The sequence below is a fragment of the Vreelandella sp. F11 genome (genome assembly GCF_042466685.1).
In the GTDB taxonomy this organism is placed as follows: Bacteria; Pseudomonadota; Gammaproteobacteria; order Pseudomonadales; family Halomonadaceae; genus Vreelandella.
The window spans coordinates 4103947-4126225 of record NZ_CP170448.1; the positions used below are offsets into that span (position 1 = coordinate 4103947).

At 53.4% G+C, this 22279-nt stretch carries 19 protein-coding genes and 1 pseudogene; 9 read left to right on the forward strand and 11 right to left on the reverse strand.

What is annotated here, in order from left to right; genetic code table 11:
* Positions 1–6: 6 nt before the first annotated feature.
* The 4 genes from ACFIOZ_RS18800 to ACFIOZ_RS18815 form a co-directional block, all read right to left on the reverse strand.
* Complete coding sequence (locus tag ACFIOZ_RS18800; RefSeq protein ID WP_386080389.1) at positions 7–1701, reverse strand: methyl-accepting chemotaxis protein; 1695 nt, start codon at positions 1699–1701, stop codon at positions 7–9.
* 343 nt (positions 1702–2044) lie between these two features.
* Positions 2045–3760: a methyl-accepting chemotaxis protein gene (locus ACFIOZ_RS18805; protein WP_386080390.1), complete on the reverse strand. Its 1716-nt coding sequence runs from the start codon at positions 3758–3760 to the stop codon at positions 2045–2047.
* A gap of 236 nt (positions 3761–3996) precedes the next feature.
* Positions 3997–7044 carry an efflux RND transporter permease subunit gene (locus ACFIOZ_RS18810; protein WP_386080392.1) on the reverse strand — a complete coding sequence of 1016 codons (3048 nt, stop codon included), beginning with the start codon at positions 7042–7044 and terminating at the stop codon, positions 3997–3999.
* Position 7045: 1 nt separating this feature from the next.
* Positions 7046–8140, reverse strand: a complete 1095-nt coding sequence (locus tag ACFIOZ_RS18815) for an efflux RND transporter periplasmic adaptor subunit (protein ID WP_386080393.1) — start codon at positions 8138–8140, stop codon at positions 7046–7048.
* A 177-nt stretch (positions 8141–8317) separates the two neighbouring features.
* On the opposite strand from ACFIOZ_RS18815, the gene ACFIOZ_RS18820 reads away from it, so the two are divergent.
* Positions 8318–8941, forward strand: a complete 624-nt coding sequence (locus ACFIOZ_RS18820) for a TetR family transcriptional regulator (RefSeq protein WP_386080394.1) — start codon at positions 8318–8320, stop codon at positions 8939–8941.
* Between the two features lie 98 nt (positions 8942–9039).
* On the opposite strand, the gene ACFIOZ_RS18825 is transcribed toward ACFIOZ_RS18820, so the two are convergent.
* The 3 genes from ACFIOZ_RS18825 to ACFIOZ_RS18835 are packed head-to-tail and all read right to left on the reverse strand — an operon-like array spanning position 9040 to position 12304.
* Positions 9040–9942 (reverse strand): amino acid ABC transporter substrate-binding protein, encoded by a 903-nt coding sequence (locus tag ACFIOZ_RS18825; protein WP_386080396.1) that lies wholly within the window; start codon positions 9940–9942, stop codon positions 9040–9042.
* A gap of 12 nt (positions 9943–9954) precedes the next feature.
* Positions 9955–10851, reverse strand: a complete 897-nt coding sequence (locus ACFIOZ_RS18830; RefSeq protein ID WP_386080398.1) for an amino acid ABC transporter substrate-binding protein — start codon at positions 10849–10851, stop codon at positions 9955–9957.
* Between the two features lie 10 nt (positions 10852–10861).
* Positions 10862–12304, reverse strand: a complete 1443-nt coding sequence (locus tag ACFIOZ_RS18835) for a diguanylate cyclase domain-containing protein (protein ID WP_386080399.1) — start codon at positions 12302–12304, stop codon at positions 10862–10864.
* Positions 12305–12581: 277 nt separating this feature from the next.
* On the opposite strand from ACFIOZ_RS18835, the gene codB reads away from it, so the two are divergent.
* The 3 genes from codB to ACFIOZ_RS18850 all read left to right on the forward strand — a co-directional run bounded on the left by codB (position 12582) and on the right by ACFIOZ_RS18850 (position 15672).
* Complete coding sequence (codB, locus tag ACFIOZ_RS18840; protein WP_386080401.1) at positions 12582–13847, forward strand: cytosine permease; 1266 nt, start codon at positions 12582–12584, stop codon at positions 13845–13847.
* A gap of 17 nt (positions 13848–13864) precedes the next feature.
* The gene (gene codA, locus ACFIOZ_RS18845; RefSeq protein ID WP_386080402.1) at positions 13865–15118 is read left to right on the forward strand and encodes a cytosine deaminase; all 1254 of its coding nucleotides are present in this window, start codon (positions 13865–13867) and stop codon (positions 15116–15118) included.
* A gap of 77 nt (positions 15119–15195) precedes the next feature.
* Positions 15196–15672 (forward strand): YbaK/EbsC family protein, encoded by a 477-nt coding sequence (locus ACFIOZ_RS18850; RefSeq protein ID WP_386080404.1) that lies wholly within the window; start codon positions 15196–15198, stop codon positions 15670–15672.
* Between the two features lie 20 nt (positions 15673–15692).
* Here ACFIOZ_RS18850 and ACFIOZ_RS18855 read toward each other — a convergent pair whose 3' ends face one another.
* Positions 15693–16142 (reverse strand): GNAT family N-acetyltransferase, encoded by a 450-nt coding sequence (locus ACFIOZ_RS18855; RefSeq protein WP_386080405.1) that lies wholly within the window; start codon positions 16140–16142, stop codon positions 15693–15695.
* Between the two features lie 125 nt (positions 16143–16267).
* On the opposite strand from ACFIOZ_RS18855, the gene ACFIOZ_RS18860 reads away from it, so the two are divergent.
* From ACFIOZ_RS18860 to ACFIOZ_RS18870, 3 genes are all read left to right on the forward strand, one after another.
* Positions 16268–16873: a DNA-3-methyladenine glycosylase I gene (locus ACFIOZ_RS18860; RefSeq protein ID WP_386080407.1), complete on the forward strand. Its 606-nt coding sequence runs from the start codon at positions 16268–16270 to the stop codon at positions 16871–16873.
* 172 nt (positions 16874–17045) lie between these two features.
* Entirely contained in the window at positions 17046–17771 is a 726-nt protein-coding gene (gene pcsA, locus ACFIOZ_RS18865; RefSeq protein WP_386080409.1) for a phosphatidylcholine synthase, read from the forward strand.
* A gap of 34 nt (positions 17772–17805) precedes the next feature.
* Positions 17806–18498: a uracil-DNA glycosylase family protein gene (locus ACFIOZ_RS18870; protein WP_386080410.1), complete on the forward strand. Its 693-nt coding sequence runs from the start codon at positions 17806–17808 to the stop codon at positions 18496–18498.
* Between the two features lie 46 nt (positions 18499–18544).
* On the opposite strand, the gene ACFIOZ_RS18875 is transcribed toward ACFIOZ_RS18870, so the two are convergent.
* The 3 genes and pseudogenes from ACFIOZ_RS18875 to ACFIOZ_RS18885 all read right to left on the reverse strand — a co-directional run bounded on the left by ACFIOZ_RS18875 (position 18545) and on the right by ACFIOZ_RS18885 (position 21018).
* Positions 18545–18955: a hypothetical protein gene (locus ACFIOZ_RS18875; protein WP_386084163.1), complete on the reverse strand. Its 411-nt coding sequence runs from the start codon at positions 18953–18955 to the stop codon at positions 18545–18547.
* 288 nt (positions 18956–19243) lie between these two features.
* A pseudogene (locus ACFIOZ_RS18880) lies at positions 19244–19492 on the reverse strand (alcohol dehydrogenase); the annotation flags it as partial.
* A gap of 83 nt (positions 19493–19575) precedes the next feature.
* Positions 19576–21018 (reverse strand): PLP-dependent aminotransferase family protein, encoded by a 1443-nt coding sequence (locus tag ACFIOZ_RS18885; protein WP_386080411.1) that lies wholly within the window; start codon positions 21016–21018, stop codon positions 19576–19578.
* A 167-nt stretch (positions 21019–21185) separates the two neighbouring features.
* On the opposite strand from ACFIOZ_RS18885, the gene ACFIOZ_RS18890 reads away from it, so the two are divergent.
* Together ACFIOZ_RS18890 and ACFIOZ_RS18895 are read left to right on the forward strand one after the other, a co-directional pair.
* Positions 21186–21398, forward strand: coding sequence for a DUF1127 domain-containing protein (locus ACFIOZ_RS18890; RefSeq protein WP_386080413.1), 213 nt, complete (start codon positions 21186–21188; stop codon positions 21396–21398).
* Complete coding sequence (locus tag ACFIOZ_RS18895; protein ID WP_386080415.1) at positions 21385–22257, forward strand: PhzF family phenazine biosynthesis protein; 873 nt, start codon at positions 21385–21387, stop codon at positions 22255–22257. The genes ACFIOZ_RS18890 and ACFIOZ_RS18895 overlap by 14 nt, the downstream gene beginning before the upstream one ends.
* The last annotated feature ends 22 nt before the right edge of the window (positions 22258–22279 follow it).

A 22279-nucleotide genomic window follows, 5' to 3' on the forward strand; every position in this document is an offset into this window, starting at 1 on the left:
GTTAGCTTAGAAAGCTTCCCAATCATCTTCAGCACTCGCCGTGGTTTTGCTACTGGCTTGGCTACGAGTCGCTGGCCGCATAAGCGCTGGCGACTTTTGTTGGGGGGCAGCTAACGGGGCATGCTGCGTCCGGCTCTCTCCTTCCGATAAACGGAAGGCTGAGACAACGCTTTCAAGCCGTGCCGCCTGCTCTTCCAGTGAGCTTGCTGCAGAAGAGGCCTCTTGCACCAGGGCTGCGTTCTGCTGGGTTACTTCATCCATCTGGGCGACCGCCTGGTTGACCTGCTCAATACCCGAGCTCTGCTCCTGAGAGGCCGCAGAGATTTCATCCATGATATCGGTCACACGACGCACCGAAGCAACCACCTCACGCATGGTTTCCCCAGCGCTTTCGACTAATGCTGAGCCCTCTTTTACCTGGGTTGATGACGCCTCAATCAGTGCTTTGATCTCTTTCGCGGCATCCGCACTGCGGCTCGCCAGGTTACGCACTTCGCTGGCCACCACGGCAAAGCCACGCCCTTGTTCACCTGCCCGCGCTGCTTCCACCGAGGCATTCAGCGCCAGGATATTGGTTTGGAAGGCGATAGAGTCAATAACGGTAATAATATCCGTCACTTTTTGTGAGCTGCTCGAGATGCCGTGCATAGTGGTGATCACCTGCTCAACCACTTCACCGCCGTTAGTTGCCGTGCTTGAGGCATCGTTTGCTAACTGGCTAGCCTGACGGGCGTTATCGGCATTCTGCTTAACGGTAGCGGTTAACTGCTCCATACTAGCAGCGGTCTCTTGTAACGAGGCAGCCTGCTGCTCGGTACGCGACGATAGATCCGCATTGCCACTGGCAATTTCACGCGCGCCGATATGGATAGAGCCACTGCTATCGCGCACTTCTGACACCGTCTTGGCTAAGCCACTCTGCATATGCTGCATGGCGATAAACAGCTTACCAATCTCATTACGGCCACGATCACTAACTTTCCCTGAAAGATCATTTTGGGCAATACGTTCAAAGTGGGTTACCGCCTCATTTAACGGTTTTACAATTGAGCTGACCATGGCAATGCGAACAAATAAAACCGTTAACGCTGCAATTAAGAGTACAGCGATATCAATGTAAGTGATGAGTTGCATATCGTTTTCATAACCGGTAACCAATTGGTCACCGCGCTCAACCAAGAATTCATTGAAAGCTATGCTCGCGTCCATAAACTGCTGATTCAAAGCACTAGTTCGTGCTTGTGCAGTGCGAAAACCAGCCTCATCACCTGCTTCTAACGCTTCGCCCTGAGGGATCAGTCCTTGCTGCATAAGGTTATTAAAGGAAGTAATCACCGCTTCAGCCAACTCGGCCTGAGTAGCACGTGGGTCGTATGACTCAAAAGTTGCAAAGAACTCCTGGGCAGCCGTTTGAAACGTAGTCGCTTGGGCTAAGTAATCACTCGCTACACCAGTATTGCCTTCGTGTTCCGCGTCTAAACTATTCAAATAAAATAGCTGCGTATAGGCAACCGACCGCTGGGTACGGTTGAGAGGCAGCATTTGATGCATTGTAATGTTATCTAGCTCCTCAAGGGAGTCTCCCCCCTTTTTCCCAGACTGATGACTGAGAAAAGAAATTATTAGTATTAACACTGAAAAAATAGTGAGCATGAGAGTCAAACTCATCTTCACTGAGATATTACTAAGCAGTCGGTTCATAGATGGATAACCTCGATTTCGAAGCGACCACGCTTCGATTTTGCTTTAAGTTAAGGGAGGGAGCTCATCTAACCCTAAGTTAAAAGGAGTAATCAGCTACCTTTTGGATGAGCTGATATTACAACCCCCACTCAACCTAAAACATTGAGTTCATACTTTTTAACAATTGAACTGTTTTCACGCTAACTACTTTCTATACAAATTAATGACTTATAAAGATTCGCGCGGATGATTTCTCATCCGCGCGCTAGGTTTTACTTTAAGTCTATTCAGCGTTTGTTGCGCAGCAACGGTAGTTGCATTGCTAAATGATTGAGCTATTAAAACTAATCGAGACTCAGGCTTAAAAAGACTCCCACTCCTGGTCGACGCTGCTCATTTGCTGGCTACGTGGCGCAGGCCGCAGTAGGGCAGGCTGTTGTTGTGATGAGTGTTGTGACGAGCGCTGCGAAGCACCCTGTAAAGAGCGCTGTGGTGAGGTTAAAGGCGCATGCTGCGTGCGGCTCTCGCCTTCTGCTAAACGAAAAGCCGAGACAACGCTTTCAAGCCGCGCCGCCTGCTCTTCCAACGAGCTTGCCGCTGAGGAAGCCTGCTGAACCAGCGCCGCGTTCTGCTGGGTCACCTCATCCATCTGGGCGACCGCCTGATTGACCTGCTCAATACCCGAGCTCTGCTCCTGGGATGCCGCGGAAATTTCATCCATGATATCCGTCACGCGGCGCACCGAAGCGACCACCTCACGCATGGTTTCCCCAGCGCTCTCGACTAATGCCGAGCCCTCTTTTACTTGGCTGGACGACGCTTCGATCAATGCTTTGATCTCTTTCGCGGCATCCGCACTGCGGCTCGCCAGGTTTCGCACTTCGCTGGCTACGACGGCAAAGCCACGCCCTTGTTCACCTGCCCGCGCTGCTTCCACGGAGGCATTCAGCGCCAGGATATTGGTTTGGAAAGCGATAGAGTCGATAACGGTAATAATATCCGCCACTTTTTGCGAACTACCATTAATACCGTGCATGGTGGTAATGACTTTTTCAACCACTTCACCACCGTTGCTGGCCGTGCTTGAGGCATCGTTTGCCAACTGGCTGGCCTGACGGGCGTTATCGGCATTCTGCTTAACGGTGGCGGTTAACTGCTCCATGCTGGCGGCCGTCTCCTGCAGAGAAGACGCCTGCTGTTCAGTGCGCGATGATAGATCCGCGTTGCCACTGGCAATTTCACGCGCCCCGATATGGATAGAGCCGCTGCTATCGCGCACTTCCGAGACCGTTTTGACTAAACCGCTCTGCATATGCTGCATGGCGCTGAACAGTTTGCCTATCTCGTTACAGCCGCGTTCTCTAATCCGGTGCGACAGGTCGTTTTGCGCAATACGCTCAAAATGCGCGACCGCTTCGTTTAGCGGTTTGACAATCGCTCCCACCATGGCAATGCGAACAAATAGCACGATTAACGCGGCAATTATAAGTACCGCAATATCAATATAAGTGAGGAGCTGCATGTCACTTTCATAATCGTCCACCATTATCCTATTTTGTGCAGCCATGTAATCGTTATAGGCCGTTCCCGCCTCTATGAATTGCTGATTTAACTCGCTGGCCGTCTCCCTTGCATTGCGAAACTGCTCCTCATCACCAGCTGACAACGCTGCTTCTTGGGGCATCAACCCCTGTTCCGTCAAGCTCTGAAAACTGGCCAGCAAGGTTTCCACCAGGGGCGTCTGAATAGCGATGGATTCAAATCTGGAAAAGTATGCCTGAGCTGACTGCTGCATACTCTGGGCTTCAGTCAGATAATCACGCGCTGCGCGCGTATCACCTTCATAAGCCGCGACATAGCTATTTACGTAAAAAAGCTGTGCATTCGCAATGGAAAGCTGCCCCCGATTAACTGACCGCATTTGGTCTGCTGCACGGTCAACCTCGTTAAGCGACGAACTACCCTCTACGCCTGCTCGATAACCGAGAAAGGCAATAATGATTATCAGCAGTGAAAAAATGACCAAAACAAGCGTTAAGCTCATTTTAATCGAAACATTGTTAAGAATGCGATTCATTTGCGGGACTGCTCCAGGGGGTTAGATTAGTTATTGGTAATTCATGTAATCTAGCTAGAGACATTCCAGCGATTTTAGACTAAATCAAATTAACCGTTTGATTCCTATTTAAAACTTTATCTTTATCGGCTAATAGACCTTCAACTTTAGTCTAATTAAAACTCAACCATTTCACCGCCGTGACTTCGCTAAGCCACGGCGGTTAGGTGGGGGAAAAAGCAATCCAGTGTAGGGTGTTATTTATCCGGGTGTATGCGTATCCGGTAGAGCACGCAGTAAACTACCGGCAGTACTACCAGGGTTAACAGCGTGGCTACGCCGAGGCCACCGATCAACGCCACCGCCATACTGGCAAAGAAGGCATCACTGATCAGCGGAATCATCCCCAGCATGGTGGTTAGCGCAGCCATAGCGACCGGGCGAACCCGGCTGACGGCTGCTCGCACCACCGCGTGGTAGCGGTCTTGGTGTAGCGGCAACTGAACGTTGATCTCCTCCACCAGCACGATGGCATTTTTAATCACCATACCGATCAAACTTAGCGTGCCTAGCAGCGCCATAAAGGAGAAGGGCAACCCGGTAAGCAACAGCGCCCCCACTACGCCAATAATCGTCAGCGGTACCAGCGACCAGATTGCCAGCGGCTGGCGGAAGTTATTGAATAGCACCACGGTGAGAATAAACATCATCACGATACCCAGGGGCAGCGAGGCAAATAGCCCACTCTGCGCTTCGCCTGCGGTCTCGTACTCACCGCCCCACTCCAGCCGATAGCCCGCGGGTAGATCTAACGCTTCCACCCTTGGGCGAATCTCGGCCAATACGCTGGCGGCGGTCACCCCGCTTAACGGGTCAGGCTCGCCGTACACCGCCAGCATGCGTTCACGATTGCGGCGCATAATAAGAGGATCCGCTACCTGGGTGGTGATAGTGCGGATCACTTGATCGGCCGTAATGTAACGGCCTTGCTCTTCACTCCATACGTTCAACGAGCCTAAATTGTCTACGTCGTGGCGCTGTTCGGGGATCGCCCGAGCCACTATCGGAATCAGGTCGCTGCCATCGCGGTAAACCCCCACCTGGCTGCCGCTAGTGCTGAGAGCAAGGGTGCTGGCCAGATCTTCACGTGAGACACCCAGTCTGCGCGCGGTATCCTCAAGAAACACAGGCTCAATCGCCTGCACGCGGTTACGCCAGCTGGTGCGCACGCTGGTCATATTCGGCGTATCGCGGAACATGGCTTCAACCTGATCACCTAACTGACGTAGCACTGCCGGGTCACTGCCGTAGAAACGTGCTTCTAGCTTGGCTTTGGGGGCGGGCCCCACTTCCAGTGGGGCGATTTTATAGTCGATATCGCTATGATCGTGCTTAAGCACCTGCTCGACGTCGGCCATGCGGTCGTGCTGAATCGCCTTATCATCGGTTTCGACAATCAACTGTGCATAGCTTGCGTAGCGGTCTTCCGGTGAGTAGGTGAGCGTGAAGCGCTGCGCCCCACCGCCTACGGTAGTCGTCAGGTGGCGAATGCCGTCCATCTCCATCACGCGCTCTTCCAGCTCGCTAACGCGGCGCTGGGTTTCGAGAATATCAGTGCCTTCCGGCGTGCGGTAATCGACAAAAAAGATAGGCGTATTGGAGGCTGGGAAAAAGGCATTTTTAACCGAACCAAAGCCAATCACGGCACCCGCCAATACGGCCATCATCAGTACCAAGGTTAGCCAGCGCCAGCGAATACCGATGATAATCACACGACCTACAAAACGGTAAACCACGCCTTTGTAGGGATCCTCCTGACCATCGCCGGGGGCAACGTTGCGGAAAAACAGCTTGAAGTAGAAGGGTGTTAACGTCAGCGCCGTGATCCAGCTCAGCAGCAGTGAGTAGAGCAGCACGAAGAATAGCGAGCCTATGAACTCACCGGTGGTGTCGGGCGATAAACCGATGGGCGCAAAGGCGGCAATCGCGATCAGCGTGGCCGCCAGCAGGGGCCAAGCGTTTTGGCGAATCACTTGGTGCGCTGAATCACGAATAGTGTTGCCGCGCTTTAGCCCCACCAACATGCCTTCGGTGACCACAATGGCGTTATCCACCAGCATCCCGAGGGCGATAATCAGTGCCCCCAGCGAGATTTTCTCCAGCTGCAGCCCGTGAAAGCGCATCAACATAAAGGTGCCGATAATGGTGATCAGCAGAATAAAGCCCATTAACAGCCCGCTGCGCCATCCCATAAACAGCATCAGCACCACGATGACGATGGCCACCGCCTGGATCAAGCTGACCAGGAAACCGGATACCGCGTCATCGACCACCTGGGGCTGGTTGTAAACGACGTTTAGCTCCATGCCCAGCGGCGTGCGGCTTTGCAGTTCATCCAAACTCTGCTCTAGCCGTTCTCCCACCTCGACCACATTGACGCCGCTTTCAAACGAGACGCCCAGGGAGATCGCCGGCCTGCCCATATCGCGGTAAAGCTGCTGGGGCTGCTCCGCTAGCTCACGGCTCACATCGGCAATATCGCTCAGCCGCACCAGCTCGCCGTCCCCCTCGCTGACAATCAGCGCGCGCAGATCTTCAATATTCGCGGCACTCCCCGTGGGCGTGATACGAAAACGGCGGCCATCCTGTTTAAGATGCCCTGAGTCTGCCACGGCATTTTGGGTCTCAAGCAGTTGCTGCAGACGAGCAAGCGGAATATTAAGCGCACGAAGACGTTCGCGATCAACTTCGATATAGATGCGCTCTTCGTGCTCACCGCTTAATGACACTTTCGCAACGCCCTTCACAAGCGCAAGTTCGCGCTTGAGAAAATCAGCGTGGTCAGCCAAATCCGGCATGCTATACCCATCGCCGGTCAGGTTGACCATAAAGCCAAATACATCGCCAAAGTCGTCGTTTACGCGGGATTGACTCGCCCCCGGCGGGAGCGCAGCTTGGGCATCCTGTACTTTACGGCGCAGCGAGTCCCACAGTTGCTGAAGCTCTTCATTTTGTACCGTGCTTTCAAGCTCGACGGTAATCTGCGAGAGGCCATCAGAGCTTACCGAACTAACACGCTTAATCGATGACATCTCCTGGATTGACTCTTCCAGGGTCGAGGTGACTTCCTGTTCGACCTCTTCAGGCGTCGCTCCGGGATACTGCGTGGTGATCAACGCATTGCGAATGGTAAATTCGGGGAACTCCAGTTGCCCCATGCCTAAAAACGATAGCGCGCCGCCCGCCAGCAGCACCACCGTCATTAAATAGCTGGCCGCGCGGTGGCGTAGGAAGTAGTCGACCATATTAAAGCCCCTGCTCCTTTTCCCACGGCGTCACCTGGGTGTCCGCGGTTAAACGGTGGGCACCAGCGGCCACGATGCGATCCCCCGCTGCCAACTCTCCGCTGACTTCAAGGCCGTTTGAGGTTAATTGACCAACCTCCACCGTCACTGCTTCAACGTTTTCCGGCTCGACGAACCGCCATACCTGGGCCTGGTCGGGATCATCACCAGCATAGCTCACCGCCTCCGCGGGCAGGTGCCACAGCGGGGTGCTAGTGTCGGTTTGCAGCGAACTCAAGTCCAAGCGCACGTTGGCGCTCATGCCATCCAACAGGGTGATATCGTCCGGCTGGGGAAGCGTAAGGGTGACTTCATACGCCAAGCTCTGCGCGCTGGCTTGGGTGGTGTAAGAGGCAAGCTGGGCGAGATAGGGCTTGTCACTATTGCCAAAGCGCACTTCGAACGCCAGCGCATCACCGAAGGGCGTTCCATTGCTGCGTGGTATACGCTGCACGATCTGCTCGGGCAGATGAAACACCACGTCTAGCTGCCCTGGCTGCTGGATCACCGCGACAGTTTCCTGAACTTGGACTATCTGGCGATTATCCACAGGCACTTGGGCAATCACACCATCGTAAGGGGCGCGTAGTTTTGTATGCTCGACCTGCTCTTGGGCCTGCTCAAAGGTGGCTCGGGCGGCTCGCCACTCACTCTCCGACTCATCAAACTGGGATTGACTGACCGCCCCGCGCTGCAGGGTATAGCGCATGCGCTCCAGCGTTGCCTCGGCTAACTGCAATCGCGAGCGGGCGCTGTCCAGTTCGCTTTGCGCATTACGACCATCAATCCGCGCGATCACCTCGCCCTCGCTCACCTGTTGGCCGGGGCTGACATTGAGTTCCAGCAGCTCCCCTGCCATCCGAAAGGACAAATTGCTGCGCGTAGAGGCTTCCACCCGCGCCGGAAACTGCCGCAAGGCGGCGGTATTTGCCGACTGCAACGTCAGCAACTTGACGGGGCGCGTTGGCTCAGTTGACTGCGCCTGGGGTTGCTCGCAACCCGTTAGCACGAGCAGAGCCAGCAGGATGGGCAATGAACGGAGAAGAGTAACGGCCACGGGATGCTCCTTGGGGGTCTATACCGCTTTCCAAAACTGACGTAGAAAAACCGAAGTGGGGTATTATATATCTCACTGACATTCACGAATGTCAGTGAGATATATAATAATCACCAACTGGCGACTTTGCTATCCATCACTGCCAAAATAACGCTACTTTTATTAATAGGAGCCGCTATGTCCCGTCGTAAGGCCGACGCTGAACGTACCCGAGAAACCATTCTGGACGCGGCAGAGACCACCTTTCTAGCCCAAGGCGTTTCACGCACCACCTTGGCTCATATCGCCCAGGCAGCAGGCGTGACACGAGGGGCCATTTATTGGCACTTTGAAGATAAAGCAGCACTTTTTGATGCGCTGCTGGAGCGAGTGCGCGTTCCCCTTGACGAAATAGTGGGTGATGCCGTTCAACGGCTCGGAGATTCGCCGGTAGACTGCCTTCGCGCTATCGCCCAAGGTCTACTGGCAACCATTTGCTATAACATACCGCTGCAGCGGGCGGCGACGATTGTGCTGCACCGCTGTGAGAAGCTGGAAGAGGAACATCCTCGAATCTGCATGATCACGCGTCTTTCTGAGCATGTCGAACTGCAGATAGAGCAGTTGTTTGAAGAAGCCCGAATAGCTGGCGCCCTACGCAAAGGCATCACACCGGCTAGCGCCCGCCGCCAGCTTCATGGGTTTTTGATTGGAATCTGCTTTGACTGGCTACAAGACCCTGAGGAGTACTCCCTGCCCGATGACAGCGAGGGTATCGTCGAAACATTAATGCGTGGCTTATTTAACTCTCAAGCCGTATGAGCCTGGCGCCTATATTAACGTTCTGGCAAGTAAAGGTATTTAAATCTTACTTCTAAATTAATGAGTTATACTCTTTTAAGTTAGTGCTCTTAACACGCTTAATCTACAGTCATATCGCGAGGAGCGCTAAAGTGCTCAGCCAGTACGGTGCTCATCGGTACATTAAGCGTAATGTCTTTGCCAGGAATAGGTTGCTGAAACCATCGTTCGTAAAGCAGCGGCATTTCCGGACTGGTATAAATATGCTCAAGAGCCTTATTCACCTCAGTTGCAAAGGCGTCGTCGCCCAATCGCATTAAAAAACCGAGTGGCTCTGTCGACGTAATGGCTTCTTCGGAAAGCGCGTATGCGTCGGGGTGTTGGGACTCAGCAATCATTGTGCTCAGCAATATATCATCCATCGCGAAGGCCGCTACGCGCCCATCAGCGACTAAGTCAAACGCTTCCTGCAATGTCTCGACTGGCACGACCGACAAGTTCAGTTGCCGTTCTCGATTGACCTGGTTGATCTGACTGACATTGACGGTGCCCCTAGCAACGCTCACGCTTCGTCCGGCCAAGTCCTCCAAGGTGGTAAACCCATTCTCTTTCAGGGCCACATAATGTACCGAGACAAAGAAATGGCTGAGCGCAAACTGCGCGCTCTGCCGTCGCTCTTGGGTATTAGTACTGGCATTACACTCAATATCGATATCGCCGCTATTGAGCAGTTGCACCCGGTTACTGGGTGTACGATATACATAGGCGATCTCAAGAGAAGGCAGCCCCAGTTGCACTTGCAGTTGTTTCGCTAAGCGTTGACAGATATCGATAGAGTAACCGACGACGTTACCCTGATCATCTAAATAAGAGAATGGCGCCGTATCACCATAGCCAACCCTTAACACGCCGGTTGATTCTATGCGTTCAAGTGAATCAATAGGCGTCTCTGCCTGGGCTACCTCTCCACCAGACATCATTACCAGTAAACTACACCACCCAAGCAATAAACTTCGGCGCATAACACACCCCCTCTACTCTGTGTACTGCTCAGGGTTGGCGAAAATAGCAGCAAGCGCCGGCGCTAGAGGCAAATTCAATACCCGGTTGTCGGGAGGGAGCGGCTGTAAAAACCATTTTTCATACAGAGAGTGGATAGTGTCACTCTGATAAATGTTGCGCAGCTCCTTATTGACCAGCTCAACAAAAACAGGGTCATCAGGCGGCATCATTAATCCATAGGGCTCGGCACAACTCAGTGTTGCCTGAGAGATATGAAAGGCGGCAGGATCAGTGGCCGATGACACTAACCCTGCCAGCAGAATCTCATCCATCACAAACGCGGATGCCTGCCCTGAAGCTACCATATCAAAGGCTTCTTCATGATTACGACTGAGCATCACCGATATATTGAGCCCCTCGGTGCGATTAAGCTCGTTAAGCTGGGCAATATTGATAGTGCCCGTGGTTGATACCACGCTGCGCCCCGCCAGATCCTGCAGGCTGTCCATATGCTGTTCAGCGAGGGATACATAACGCGTTGCGGTCAGAAAATGAGGGTACGAAAAAGCGGCTTGGCGACGACGTTCAGGGGTATTGGTGGTTACCCCGCACTCGATATCCACATCGCCATTACGCACTAATATAAATCGATTGGCCGGCGTTACCGGCACATAAGTTACCTTGAGCTCATCTAGGCCCAATGTTTCCCCCAGGCCTTTGATCACGTTTAGGCACAGGTCAATCGCGTAGCCTGTCGGTTGGTCGTTGACCAGGTAGGAGAAGGGGACTTCGCTGGTGCGATGGCCAACAGCAATCTCGCCAGTCGAGGCAATACGCGACAAAGTCGGTGAAGAGGCTACCCGCTCATCACTAGCGGCGGCACAATGCCACATCGCACTACTCAGTAATACCGCTACTAGCCACTTCATAGGTTTACCTTTATTCGGTGATCCCAGAATCCATTGTCATCCCTGGCTCATAGAGCATATAGCGGTCGCGCCCTCTCGCCTTGGCCGCATAGAGCGCCAGATCTGCGTGACGTAGCAGGTCATGGCTATTGCGGCCATCCGCAGGCGCGGTAGCAATGCCAACACTCACACCAATGTTAATTTCCTGGCTATCAAACTGATACGGCTCACGCAGGGTAGCGACAATTGCTTCTGCGAGTGCTTTTGCCTCGTTGGTAGCGCTACGCACAACGCGTTGAATGATGGCAAACTCATCGCCACCAAGGCGCGCCACCAAATCATTGTGGGTAAGCAGCCCCTGCACTCGCTGACTGACTTCAACTAACAGAGCATCACCCGCCGCGTGACCAAGGCTATCGTTCACTGCTTTAAAATGGTCAAGATCAAACAGCATGACATTAAATACGTCGCCTTGAAGCAATGAGTTCACCGCTGTTTTCAACGCATTATTGAGCTGCACGCGATTGGGCAACTTGGTCAGCTCATCATGATGAGCAAGGTGCTGAAAGCGGAGCGCTTCGTCTTTAACTTCAAGTAAGTGTTCACGCTCAATGACTTTTTTACGAAGCGCATCTATGGCCTTTGCCATCCGGCCAATTTCATCGTTTCGGTCAGTATAAGGCGTCCTATCAGCGGTATGATTTTTAGCAATTTCGGTGAGCGATCTAATTAATACCGGCACAGGGGTAAATAACTGACGCATTAAAATAGTGACTAACAGCGCTGTTGCGATCAACACCACCAGCAGCGCCATAAATGCTTTTCTGATCAGATCGTTACGCATCTGATACAACCCTTCTTCCTGGCCTATAGTGGCGACTAGAGTACCTAACAGTTGGCCATCGGGAGTAACAATGGGCAGCGAACTAATAAAATGCTCTTCTCCACCAATGCTGGCAAATCCAACATAAAAATCAGCGGCATCCGATGCTGTATGCCATGTATCGACCGTCAAGTGGTCAGGGGTGTCTGATGGTGTATTAAGTGCATCTGCCACTACGGTAAGAGCTCCCTCTGATGCCTTCGCGAACAGCCATACATTGTTACGCGTTTGAGCACTTGCCAGCGCCAATACATCAATTGGGCTAAACCCAGTTTCCAGAACCGACTCTTCATCGCCAATCGGGCGCTGGGAAATGATATGTGTGACTTGACCAGTACCATCTGTCTTAACTGCCACGGATGTATAAATACGCCTAATCGTCGCGCTCACTATCTGAGCATTGACCTGCGCTTCGCGCGACCACTGCTCCCGTGCCCCGCGTTCAACCATAAAAACACCCGACAGTGCCCCCGTTAGATACGCAAACAGCACGCCCAGCAGCATAAACATCACCACCTTACCCACCAGGGTATGATGCCAAGGAAGTTTAGCCGCAGGCAGTGAAACACTCCTATACTGGGGTTCTGGCATCTACTCCGGTTCCTTCATGGCTATAGCTGCAGCGGGCCTATCTAGGCTTAATCGCAGTGAGCGATCATTTCTTTAACAAGCGAGCTTTTTGACCTAACTGTTTTATGCGGCAAGCGTACACAAACAGTTAGGTTTTATTTACTAAAGTATCATTAAAATGAGTTGATATGTCTTAAAAAAATGACAAGATTAATCATGCTTAACCACCTACCCTTTTGGCATATCTCTTGCTTTATAAACAGCTAACAGGTTCGCTTATTTATGCTAGGAGAGCGTGATGCAGACGTCAGATTATCCCCTTAGTGAAGTCCCTACCAGCGCCCGCAAGGGCCTGCTTTCTACCTCGGCAGTACTGCTTGGATTTACGTTTTTCACCGCCACCATGTGGGCGGGCGGCACGTTAGGCCAAGCCTTTCCGATTGGCCAACTGCTATGGGTCATCGTGATTGGCAACTTGCTGCTGGGGATGTATGCGGCGGCACTTGCTTATATCGCTTGTCAAAGCGGGCTCAATTCGGTGCTGATGGGGCGCTTCTGCTTCGGCGAAAAAGGCAGCAAACTTTCCGACTTTATTCTTGGCTTTACCCAGATCGGCTGGTACGCCTGGGGCACCGCCACGATTGCACTAGTGTTAGTACGCACCACAGGGATGCCTGAGTGGCTGGAAATCCCCTTAATGGTGCTGTTTGGGTTTGGTTTCTGCGTGACCGCCATGATTGGCTACAAGGGCATGGACTGGCTTTCACGCTTTGCCGTTCCCGCCATGATGATGTTTATTCTGATAAGCCTATTTACAGGGCTGGTGGATGTGCGCGGCTTCGCGGGGCTGAGCCAGCAAACGCCCACGGAAAGCATGAGTGTAGCGGCGGCGATTACCGTCATCATTGGCACCTTTATCAGCGGCGGCACCCAAGCCACCAACTGGAGCCGCTTCGCCAAGACCCCGAAAATTGCCGTCATCTCCACCCTGGCGGCTTTTTTTGTCGGTAACGGCTTAATGGTACTGACCGGCGCACTGGGTACCATGATTTACCAGCAGGCGGATATCGTCGATGTGCTGATCGCTCAAGGGTTTGTCTCTATCGCCGTGCTGATGCTGTTTCTGAATATCTGGACGACCCAGGACAACACCATCTACAACTTCGCCGTGGCGGGCTGCAATTTGCTGCGTACCGAAAAGCGTCGGCTGGTTACCGTAGGCGGCGCAGCGATTGGCACCGTGCTGGCGGTAGGGGGCATGTATAACCTACTCATCCCGTTTCTGGTGTTACTCGGCACCTTTATACCCCCCATGGGCGGGGTGATCATGGCGGACTTCTGGCTTAAGCATAAAGGCCGCTATCCCGCATTGGATAAAGCACGACTACCCGACTTCAACCGGCGAGGGTTAGCTGCCTATGCGCTGGGCGCCGGGGCGGCTTACCTCTCCCCGTTACTGCCTCCGTTGGTGGGTGTGATAGTGGCAGCGGGCAGCTACGCCGTGTTACTTCGTTTAAACCACGCTACGCTAAGCGATACGCTTCCCTCTACTGCCAAACAATAAGTGAGCCCCTGTTTTATATGAGCATGCAAATTATCAACGCCCGCCTACGCCAGCGCCCTGAGCTTTACCGACTTGAGATTGAGAACGGTAGGTTCACTGCTATTACCGCCCAAGATGCCCCGCAAACAGCCATTGAGGGGCAGATTGATGCGGGCGCCAAGCTCGTTTGCGCGCCCTTTATTGAGCCCCATATTCATTTGGACGCTGCCCTTACGGCGGGCGAGCCTAGCTGGAACCAGAGCGGCACGCTGTTTGAAGGCATTGAGCGCTGGGGCGAGCGTAAGCCTATGCTCACCGAAGCGGATATTCGCGAGCGAGTACTGAAAACGCTTAACTTGTTGATCGGCAATGGCGTGCAGTTTGTGCGCACCCACGCAGATACCAGCGACCCAAGCCTGATTGGCCTTAAAACCCTGTGCGCCTTGCGCGATGAATTAAAAGATAAAATCGACATTCAGGTGGTGGCCTTCCCTCAAGATGGCCTGCTCTCCTACCCCGGCGGTGACAGGCTTATGGAAGAGGCGCTGGAAATTGGCGCCGATGTGGTAGGTGGCATTCCCCACTTCGAATACACCCGCGAGCTGGGAGTGGCCTCCATGAAACGGGTAATCGAACTGGCGATCAAGTACGACCGCCTGGTGGATGTGCACTGTGACGAGATTGATGACCCCAATTCGCGATTTCTCGAAGTATTGGCCTGCGAAGCACTGTTTAACGACTTAGGCAGCCGTGTCACCGCCAGCCACACCACGGCGATGCACTCCTACGACAACGCCTACTGCTCCAAGCTGTTTCTGCTGCTCAAGCGTTCGGGTATTAACTTTGTCTCCTGCCCTACCGAAAGCATTCACCTGCAAGGGCGCTTTGACACTTACCCGAAACGGCGCGGCGTGACGCGTGTTAAGGAGCTCAACGCAGCGGGCATTAACGTCTGCTTTGCCGAGGACTCCATCTTTGATCCCTGGTACTCCCTGGGAAATGGCAAGCTGTTGCGAACGTTGGATTTTGGCCTGCATATCTGCCAGATGATGGGCTATCAGGACTTCAGCCAGGCGCTCTCACTGATTACCGACAACAGCGCCCGCACGCTCAATATTGAAGCGCGTTACGGCATCGAGGTCGGCAAACCCGCCAGCTTCAATCTGCTGGAGGGCGAGGATGACTACAGCGTGCTGCGCACTCAAGGCGAAGTGCTGCTTTCCGTACGCCACGGCGAGATCATCATGCAGCGTGAGCCTGCCAAAATCACCACGCCCCAGTGGCTTGGCTAATCCACCAAAGGCACGTTAGATTAGTCATTTAAGCGTCTAATGTTACCGACGAATGTTAATGACCGAGGAAATCCAAGATGGGCATCGAAACCGTTCGTCAGTTTTTTGCCGAGCACGCGCCGGATGTAAACATCGAAGTACTTGAAACCAGCACAGCTACCGTTCAGCTCGCCGCTGACGCCCACGGCGTAGTGCCAGGGCAAATTGCCAAAACCCTAGCGTTCAAAGTCGGTGAAAAACCGCTACTCATTGTCGCCAGTGGCGATGCGCGTATCGACAACCGCAAAATTCGCGATACCTTCGGCGGCAAGGCCAAAATGCTCGACGCCGAGACGGTCATGGAACTCACCAGCCACCCCATAGGCGGCGTTTGCCCCTTTGGCCTCGCCACTGACCTGCCGGTGTACTGCGATGAATCGCTCCACGCTTTTGATGAAGTGCTGCCCGCCGCAGGCTCGCCCAACAGCGCCGTGCGTCTAAGCCCCAAGCGCCTGGCCGAGCTGGTCAATGCCGAATGGGTGGATGTGTGTAAGTTGCCGGAGAACGCCACTTAAGCACGCATCTATGCGCAGTATTATTTAACGTCCAGCAAATAGCCGTAAAAAGCAGTATTACGCTGCCAGCCCAATGATTCATAAAGGTGCTGGGCACACTCGTTCTCTACCTGGGTCATTAATATCAAGCGTGCTACGCCGTGATCGTGGGCAAGCTGGGTGGCGGCTTCCATTAACGCCCTGCCCGTGCCCGTATCGCGACACTCTGGCAGCACAAACAGATCATTGAGCGTCCAGCGCGCATTCAAGCCCACCGTGGAAACGCCTGGGTATAGCTGCACAAAACCGGTCAGCTTCCCATCAGCGCCTTCACTGACCAAGACGCGCGAATCGGCCTGACCAAAGCGCTGGCGCAGAAAAGTACGTGCCGCATCAAGGTCACTCGGCTGCTGATAAAACTGGCGATAGCCATCCAGCAGAGTTGTTAAAGCATCAAGATCGTTAATGGTAGCTAAACGAATCGTGGTCACTGTGTAGCCTCCTGGCATGCATTACTGAATAAACTGCCTACTTTCTAACCTGAGTTTTTCAACATTCAGTAAACAACGTATCGCCAATGAAATACAGTATGTGTAACAGAAACGGAGAGGTTGCCATGCCCGCATTTATCGCCCCCGATGGACACTCTCGCTGCCAATGGTGTGGCGGCGCGCCGGAGTTTCTACCCTACCACGATAACGAGTGGGGCTTCCCGGTAGACAATGATCAGCGGCTATTTGAGAAGCTTTGCTTAGAGAGTTTTCAGTCTGGCCTGAGCTGGCGCACCATTCTCAATAAACGTGAGAACTTCCGCACCGCTTTTCACCATTTCGATTTTCATCAGATTGCCCACTTTAGCGAAGATGACGTGCAACGCTTGCTGCAAGACGCGGGGATTATTCGCCACCGAGGTAAAATTGAAGCCGTCATTAATAATGCCCAGCGGGCACAAGCAATGGTGGAACAGGAAGGTTCTCTGGCTGCCTTCTTCTGGCGTTACGAGCCAGACGCTGATTCACTCGCCGCTCCGCAAACCCAGACCACCTCGCCTGAATCCATCGCACTCTCCAAAGAGCTGAAAAAGCGCGGCTGGAAATTCGTTGGCCCAACAACCGCTTTTGCTTTTATGCAGGCGATGGGACTGCTCAATGATCACTCGCCAAGCTGCATCACCCGCGAGCGGGTCGAAAAGGCAAGACAGCGGTTTCAGCGACCGGTGTAACAAAAAAGGCGTGAGGCACTATACTTCTTGCATGCTTGGCAAACGAAGACGCCATAGACAGATGGCCTACCTGCGTATTATCTGGGCATCTTCTTGTAGTAAGGTATGGTTCTTTAAGCACTCATCTATAAACCGAACAGCACGGGGACACCACGTTCCCAATGGGGTTAATGTGGCTCAACCGCTCTCTTCGCAGGCAGAATCCCGCGCATCGATTTGCAAGGCATGGAGCGTCCACGTATTTACTGCCAGCGGAGTGCTGCTCGGCACGATGGCGCTACTCGCACTGGTCGATGATAATCCCGTTGCTTGCCTGCTCTGGCTAGGTGCCGCAATGATGATAGATGGGGTCGATGGCACGCTAGCACGTAAGTATGAAGTGAAAGCCATACTGCCCCATTTCGATGGCTCAACGCTTGATATGGTCATTGATTACCTGACCTGGGCCTTTATTCCTGCCCTGTTCATCTACTACTTCGTTGAATTGCCACCCTATTTAGGGCTGCTATCCGTATTTATCATTCTGCTGTCATCGATGTTCTGTTTCTGCAATGTCGATATGAAAAGCCAGGATAATTACTTTGTTGGCTTTCCTGCCGCCTGGAACATCGCCGCCGCCTATTTCTATATTCTCGATTTCCCACCGTTCATCACCTTTGCCGCTATCGTCTTTCTGGCCATCCTTACCGTCACTAAGATGAAGTTCCTTCACCCTTTCCGGGTGCGCTTGTTCATGCCGTTCAATATCGCCATCACGCTAGTGTGGTGCGCGTGTACAACGTCGTTGGTACTCTCAAGCCCTGAGCACGCCACCTGGGCGCTATGGGGATGGGGCATCGCATCTGTTTACTTTGCCGGTATGTGTCTCTGGCGTACGGCGCAAGAGTGCTTTTATTGAACTCGCTGCCTAACATCACCAAGGAGCATGGAAGATGTCACTGACCCCGCGGCAACAGGAGAAGTTCAGAGCGCTGGCGGCAGAGATCGAAGGAATCGATATCGAGGTCTACAAACGCTTTGAGCGCGATCCTCTGGAGCCGATCATCGGTCTTGGCAAGCCGAACTTGCGCATTGGCTTTTTCGGGCGCGACCCGGGGCGCGATGAGGTACGCCATGGCGAGCCCTTTATCGGCGCTGGCGGGCAACTGATTCGAAAGGCACTTTACGCACACCTGTATGACGAGGAGATGCCGGACTTCGAGGCCTCGCGTGCCGTAGGAGAACACTTTTTCTGGATCAACACCGTTCCCTACAAGCCCGTCGGCAATAAGGCGTGGTCAATGAAGGTCAAGCGCCACTTTCACGGCCTGATGAACGAAGTTCTGATCTCGCGCTGGGAGGGGCGGACGCTGATCACGCTGGGACGCGAGGCTTTCCTGTGGTTTGGCATTGGTCGTTCAAAGGAGGAGCGTGCGCGCCTGGAGAGCTTCTGGAAGAGTGAGAATCGCTTTGAGAGCAGTATCGAAGTGACGCTGGAGGATGATCGGGGTGAAGAACAGGCCTTTACACTCTACCCACTGCCTCACCCCTCTCCCCTCAATCAGACCTGGTATACCCGCTTCCCGGGCCTCTTGAAGCAGCGTCTGGAGCAGTTGAATGTGCGTCCCGGCAATCTCACACTGTAAAGACGCGCCCATCCTCTTTAAGGCGACCGCTGAGGTTGGAAGCTAATCATGCAAGTGTGAAGTCCAGAAGCACCTTCTGGCCGCTTGGGCAAAGTGCCCTCTCGACCGCTTGCCGCCAATCTTGGCTAGGAAATACTTGATAATTTGGCATATCTACCTCGCTCAAAAGTCGCCAGATATGGGAGAACTTATGCTGCCAAACCTCGGCAGACATCCTGGCTAAACTGTCGCGTAGATGAAACCTTCTATAGTGAGCCCTAGGTTTGGTATCCAACTGAATGGCCTGCCCAGTCAATAATCCATAGGCAAAAAACATCGCGCCAGGCGCCATTAACTGCAGGATATTCGATGCCACTGGGCCGCCCAAAGAATCAAATACCAACTCAGACTCCAGCGCAACATCCGAGATCTTCGACGCATCTCGAATCGACACCGGTTTGATACCGAGCTGTTCCAAGCGGGCAACTCGACTCTCGGAGCGGTATATGCCAGCAACTTCCCTGGCGCCGTGATGATATGCCCATGCTCCAAGATAATCAGCGCAATTCGACCCAGCTCCACTTAGAAGAACACGCTTCCCCCTTACAGGCCAAGTCTCAAGCATTGTTAGGGCAGCTAAAGGGTTAATGTAGGCACGTGCTGCGACCACATCAGGAATAGCATCTGGGACGGGCACTGCGAGAGCAGGATCACAATCCAAAATGGTCTGCCAAGTGCCATCGCCTCGTAATGGGAGAACTCGCTTTCCGATCAAGTGGGCGTATTTTCGCGGGGCATAAATAACCCGGCCAACCCCTTCGTAACCAGCGACAGCGGGGAGCTTTATGCGGTGAGAATAAGCACCGGAGATGGGAATCAAGTCAGATGGGTTAACTGGGGCACATAACATCCTCACCCTGAGCTTACCCTCACAGCGTGGAACGTTCGCGGTTTCCATGTTCAATGTTTCAAGCGGCTGTCCGAACGCGCGATAGGTGAGAGCATGACGACGCATGGGTACCTCGAAAATAGAGGGTGAATTCCCATGATCTAATATGAATAAGAATAAATGCTCAAGGTTGCGGTCTAGACGTGAACTTAGATAATACTTGCCGAATGCGCCTGCGCTTCCTCCACCATCTCGGAAGCAAACTCCCCCACGGTACGCACGGCGTCTTCGATGCTGGGTGTTAACGTGAACGCATAGTTAAGGCGTAGGCATTGACGAAACTTACCCGAGGCGGAAAAAAGCGACCCCGGCGCTACGTGGATAGCATGCTGCGCCAAGCGTTGGTTAAGGCGTACGCAATCCACGGCGGCGGGTAGCTCTACCCATAGCAAAAAACTGCCTTGGGGGTAGCTGATCCCCGCATCCTTAGGGAAGTAACGCTGCACCCAACTGATCATGATATCGCGCTGACGCTGATATTGGCGGGTGGCATAGCGGACGTGGCGCTCGTAGTGGCCTTTGGCGACGAATTCCGCTATGGCCAGCTGCGGCAGCGTGGCGGAGGCACCGGTGGAGACATACTTCATATGCAGTGCCTGATCGCGGTAGCGGCCCGGCGCCAGCCAACCCACCCGCAGCCCTGGCCCCACGGTTTTGGAAAAGCCGCTGCACAGCATCACTCGCCCGTCGTCGTCGAAGGATTTTACGGTGCGCGGCCTGGGCAGAGTAAACGACAAATCGCCATAAATATCGTCTTCGATAATCGCCACATCAAAACGCTGGGCGAGCTGAAACAGTGCCCGCTTGCGTGCCTCACTCATGGTGTAGCCCAACGGGTTGTTGTAGGTGGGCGTGACCTGTATCGCGCGGATCGGCCACTGCTCCAACGCCAACTCCAGGGCTTCCAGACTGATACCCGTCTGTGGGTCGGTGGGTATCTCCAGGGCTTTTAAGCCGTTGGCCTTGAGTATCTGCATGGTGCCGTAAAAGCTGGGCGAGTCCACAGCCACCACATCGCCAGGCTGGGTAAGCGTGCGCAGCGCAATAGCGAGCGCCTCCTGACAGCCGGTGGTCACCATGATGTCGTCCGGGTGCAGCAAACAGCCAGAATTAATCGCCAGCCGTGCCACCTGCTGGCGCAGTTCGGGGCTACCGCTCAACTTGTCGTAGTTGAACCCGTGCAGGTCATTGCTGCGATGCAGGCCAGCAAGGATTTTAGACAGCGGTCGCAGCGTCTCATATTCAAAATTCGGTATGCCTCGCCCCAAAAGCAGCCGCACATCATCACGCTGGGTCGCGACAAGCTCCAGCACTTGATCCCATTGAGAAATATCCAGCGGGCGCTGGGCAGGCCGAGAGACCGATGGCAACACCGATGGCACGCGACTGGGTAGCACGAAGTAGCCCGATTTAGGCCGCGACTCAATCAACGCTACATCTATCAGTTGCCGATAGGCTTCCTGGGCCGTTGAAATACTAACGTCTAGCTCCTGGCACACCGCCCGGATAGACGGTAGGCGGTCACCCACGCGGTAAATACCGTGCTCGATACGTTCCCGCAAAATGGTAGCGACTTCTTCATAGCGCGTCATAATACCCTCCCACCCACAGTCCGATAACAATACAGATGCCCTTTCCAGCGACCATACAGAGGTATAACACGCCCTTCTGTATCCTGAAAATAATAAATCCTATATCTGTATTCAAACAGTCGCACTGAGTAATCTGGTTAGGCACTTAGCATTCAAGGAGAGCCGCCATGCCACGCTTCAGCCTTACTCAGCTTCGCTACCAGTTAAGCTATCAACTGCGCCAGTATCGTCACTACCGCCGTAGCCGCCGTCAACTGCTATCACTGGATGACAGGCTTCTTGAAGATATCGGTATTAACCGTACACAGGCGCTCAAAGAGGGTCATAAAGCGTTTTGGAAGCATACACCACTAGATGAGAGGTCTTATGAAAACCGCTGAGTATTATCTACTCGACGTCTTTACCGATCAGCCGTTTACCGGCAACCCATTGGCGGTGTTTCTGGATGCCGATGGCTTGGCAACCAGTACCATGCAGACGCTGGCCAATGAGCTTAACCTAGCCGAAACGGTGTTTTTAAGTTCCGCCACTGAACCAAATCACTACCCGATGCGGATCTTTACGCCTACTCGTGAACTCCCTTTTGCAGGCCACCCCACGGTAGGCACTGCGCATCTGCTAGCGGGACTGAATTTAGTGAACCGCGAGCAAGGCGTTGTGTTAAAGCCTCCCATAGGCGAGCTAGTGGTTAATTACGAATATGATAGGGCAACGTTTAAGACCGCCCAGCCCGCCATGGTCACCGACAGCACTATTGACCGCATCACTGCCGTTGAGCTGCTGGGATTGGACATCCATCAGGTGATTGGCGATCCGGTGATTGCCTCCTTCGGGCTGCCCTTTCATTTAATCGAACTCGCTGACGTGGCAGCGTTAGAGAGCGTGCATATTTCGACGACGACTTGGGCAAGTGCTGTTATGTCTAGCAGTGCCGTCCAGATTTACCTGTATGTGATTGAACAACAAGGCGAGACAGAAACGGTGATTAAAAGCCGCATGTTCTGTATGCATGCCAGTATTTGCGAAGACCCCGCTACCGGCAGCGCCGCAGCCGCCTTAACCGGTTATTTAGCATCACTCCAGCCAAGCGTATTGCAGTGCAAGATTCATCAGGGTGTGGATATGGGGCGGCCCAGCGTTATCTATACCGCCGCCAATGGCGAGATTAAGCCCGGTTATGTAAAGGTTGGCGGTAACGCTGTGGTGGTGGGGAAGGGCACGCTTTATCTAAAGCAATAGCTAACAAGACAAAAAAAGAGTG

Excerpts from the sequence above, each read along its gene's own strand:
- ACFIOZ_RS18800 (WP_386080389.1), bottom strand. The coding sequence starts at position 1,701 with ATGAACCGACTGCTTAGTAATATCTCAGTGAAGATGAGTTTGACTCTC.
- ACFIOZ_RS18805 (WP_386080390.1), bottom strand. The coding sequence starts at position 3,760 with ATGAATCGCATTCTTAACAATGTTTCGATTAAAATGAGCTTAACGCTT.
- ACFIOZ_RS18810 (WP_386080392.1), bottom strand. The coding sequence starts at position 7,044 with ATGGTCGACTACTTCCTACGCCACCGCGCGGCCAGCTATTTAATGACG.
- ACFIOZ_RS18820 (WP_386080394.1), top strand. The coding sequence starts at position 8,318 with ATGTCCCGTCGTAAGGCCGACGCTGAACGTACCCGAGAAACCATTCTG.
- ACFIOZ_RS18825 (WP_386080396.1), bottom strand. The coding sequence starts at position 9,942 with ATGCGCCGAAGTTTATTGCTTGGGTGGTGTAGTTTACTGGTAATGATG.
- ACFIOZ_RS18830 (WP_386080398.1), bottom strand. The coding sequence starts at position 10,851 with ATGAAGTGGCTAGTAGCGGTATTACTGAGTAGTGCGATGTGGCATTGT.
- ACFIOZ_RS18835 (WP_386080399.1), bottom strand. The coding sequence starts at position 12,304 with ATGCCAGAACCCCAGTATAGGAGTGTTTCACTGCCTGCGGCTAAACTT.
- codB (WP_386080401.1), top strand. The coding sequence starts at position 12,582 with ATGCAGACGTCAGATTATCCCCTTAGTGAAGTCCCTACCAGCGCCCGC.
- codA (WP_386080402.1), top strand. The coding sequence starts at position 13,865 with ATGAGCATGCAAATTATCAACGCCCGCCTACGCCAGCGCCCTGAGCTT.
- ACFIOZ_RS18850 (WP_386080404.1), top strand. The coding sequence starts at position 15,196 with ATGGGCATCGAAACCGTTCGTCAGTTTTTTGCCGAGCACGCGCCGGAT.
- ACFIOZ_RS18860 (WP_386080407.1), top strand. The coding sequence starts at position 16,268 with ATGCCCGCATTTATCGCCCCCGATGGACACTCTCGCTGCCAATGGTGT.
- ACFIOZ_RS18870 (WP_386080410.1), top strand. The coding sequence starts at position 17,806 with ATGTCACTGACCCCGCGGCAACAGGAGAAGTTCAGAGCGCTGGCGGCA.
- ACFIOZ_RS18885 (WP_386080411.1), bottom strand. The coding sequence starts at position 21,018 with ATGACGCGCTATGAAGAAGTCGCTACCATTTTGCGGGAACGTATCGAG.
- ACFIOZ_RS18890 (WP_386080413.1), top strand. The coding sequence starts at position 21,186 with ATGCCACGCTTCAGCCTTACTCAGCTTCGCTACCAGTTAAGCTATCAA.
- ACFIOZ_RS18895 (WP_386080415.1), top strand. The coding sequence starts at position 21,385 with ATGAAAACCGCTGAGTATTATCTACTCGACGTCTTTACCGATCAGCCG.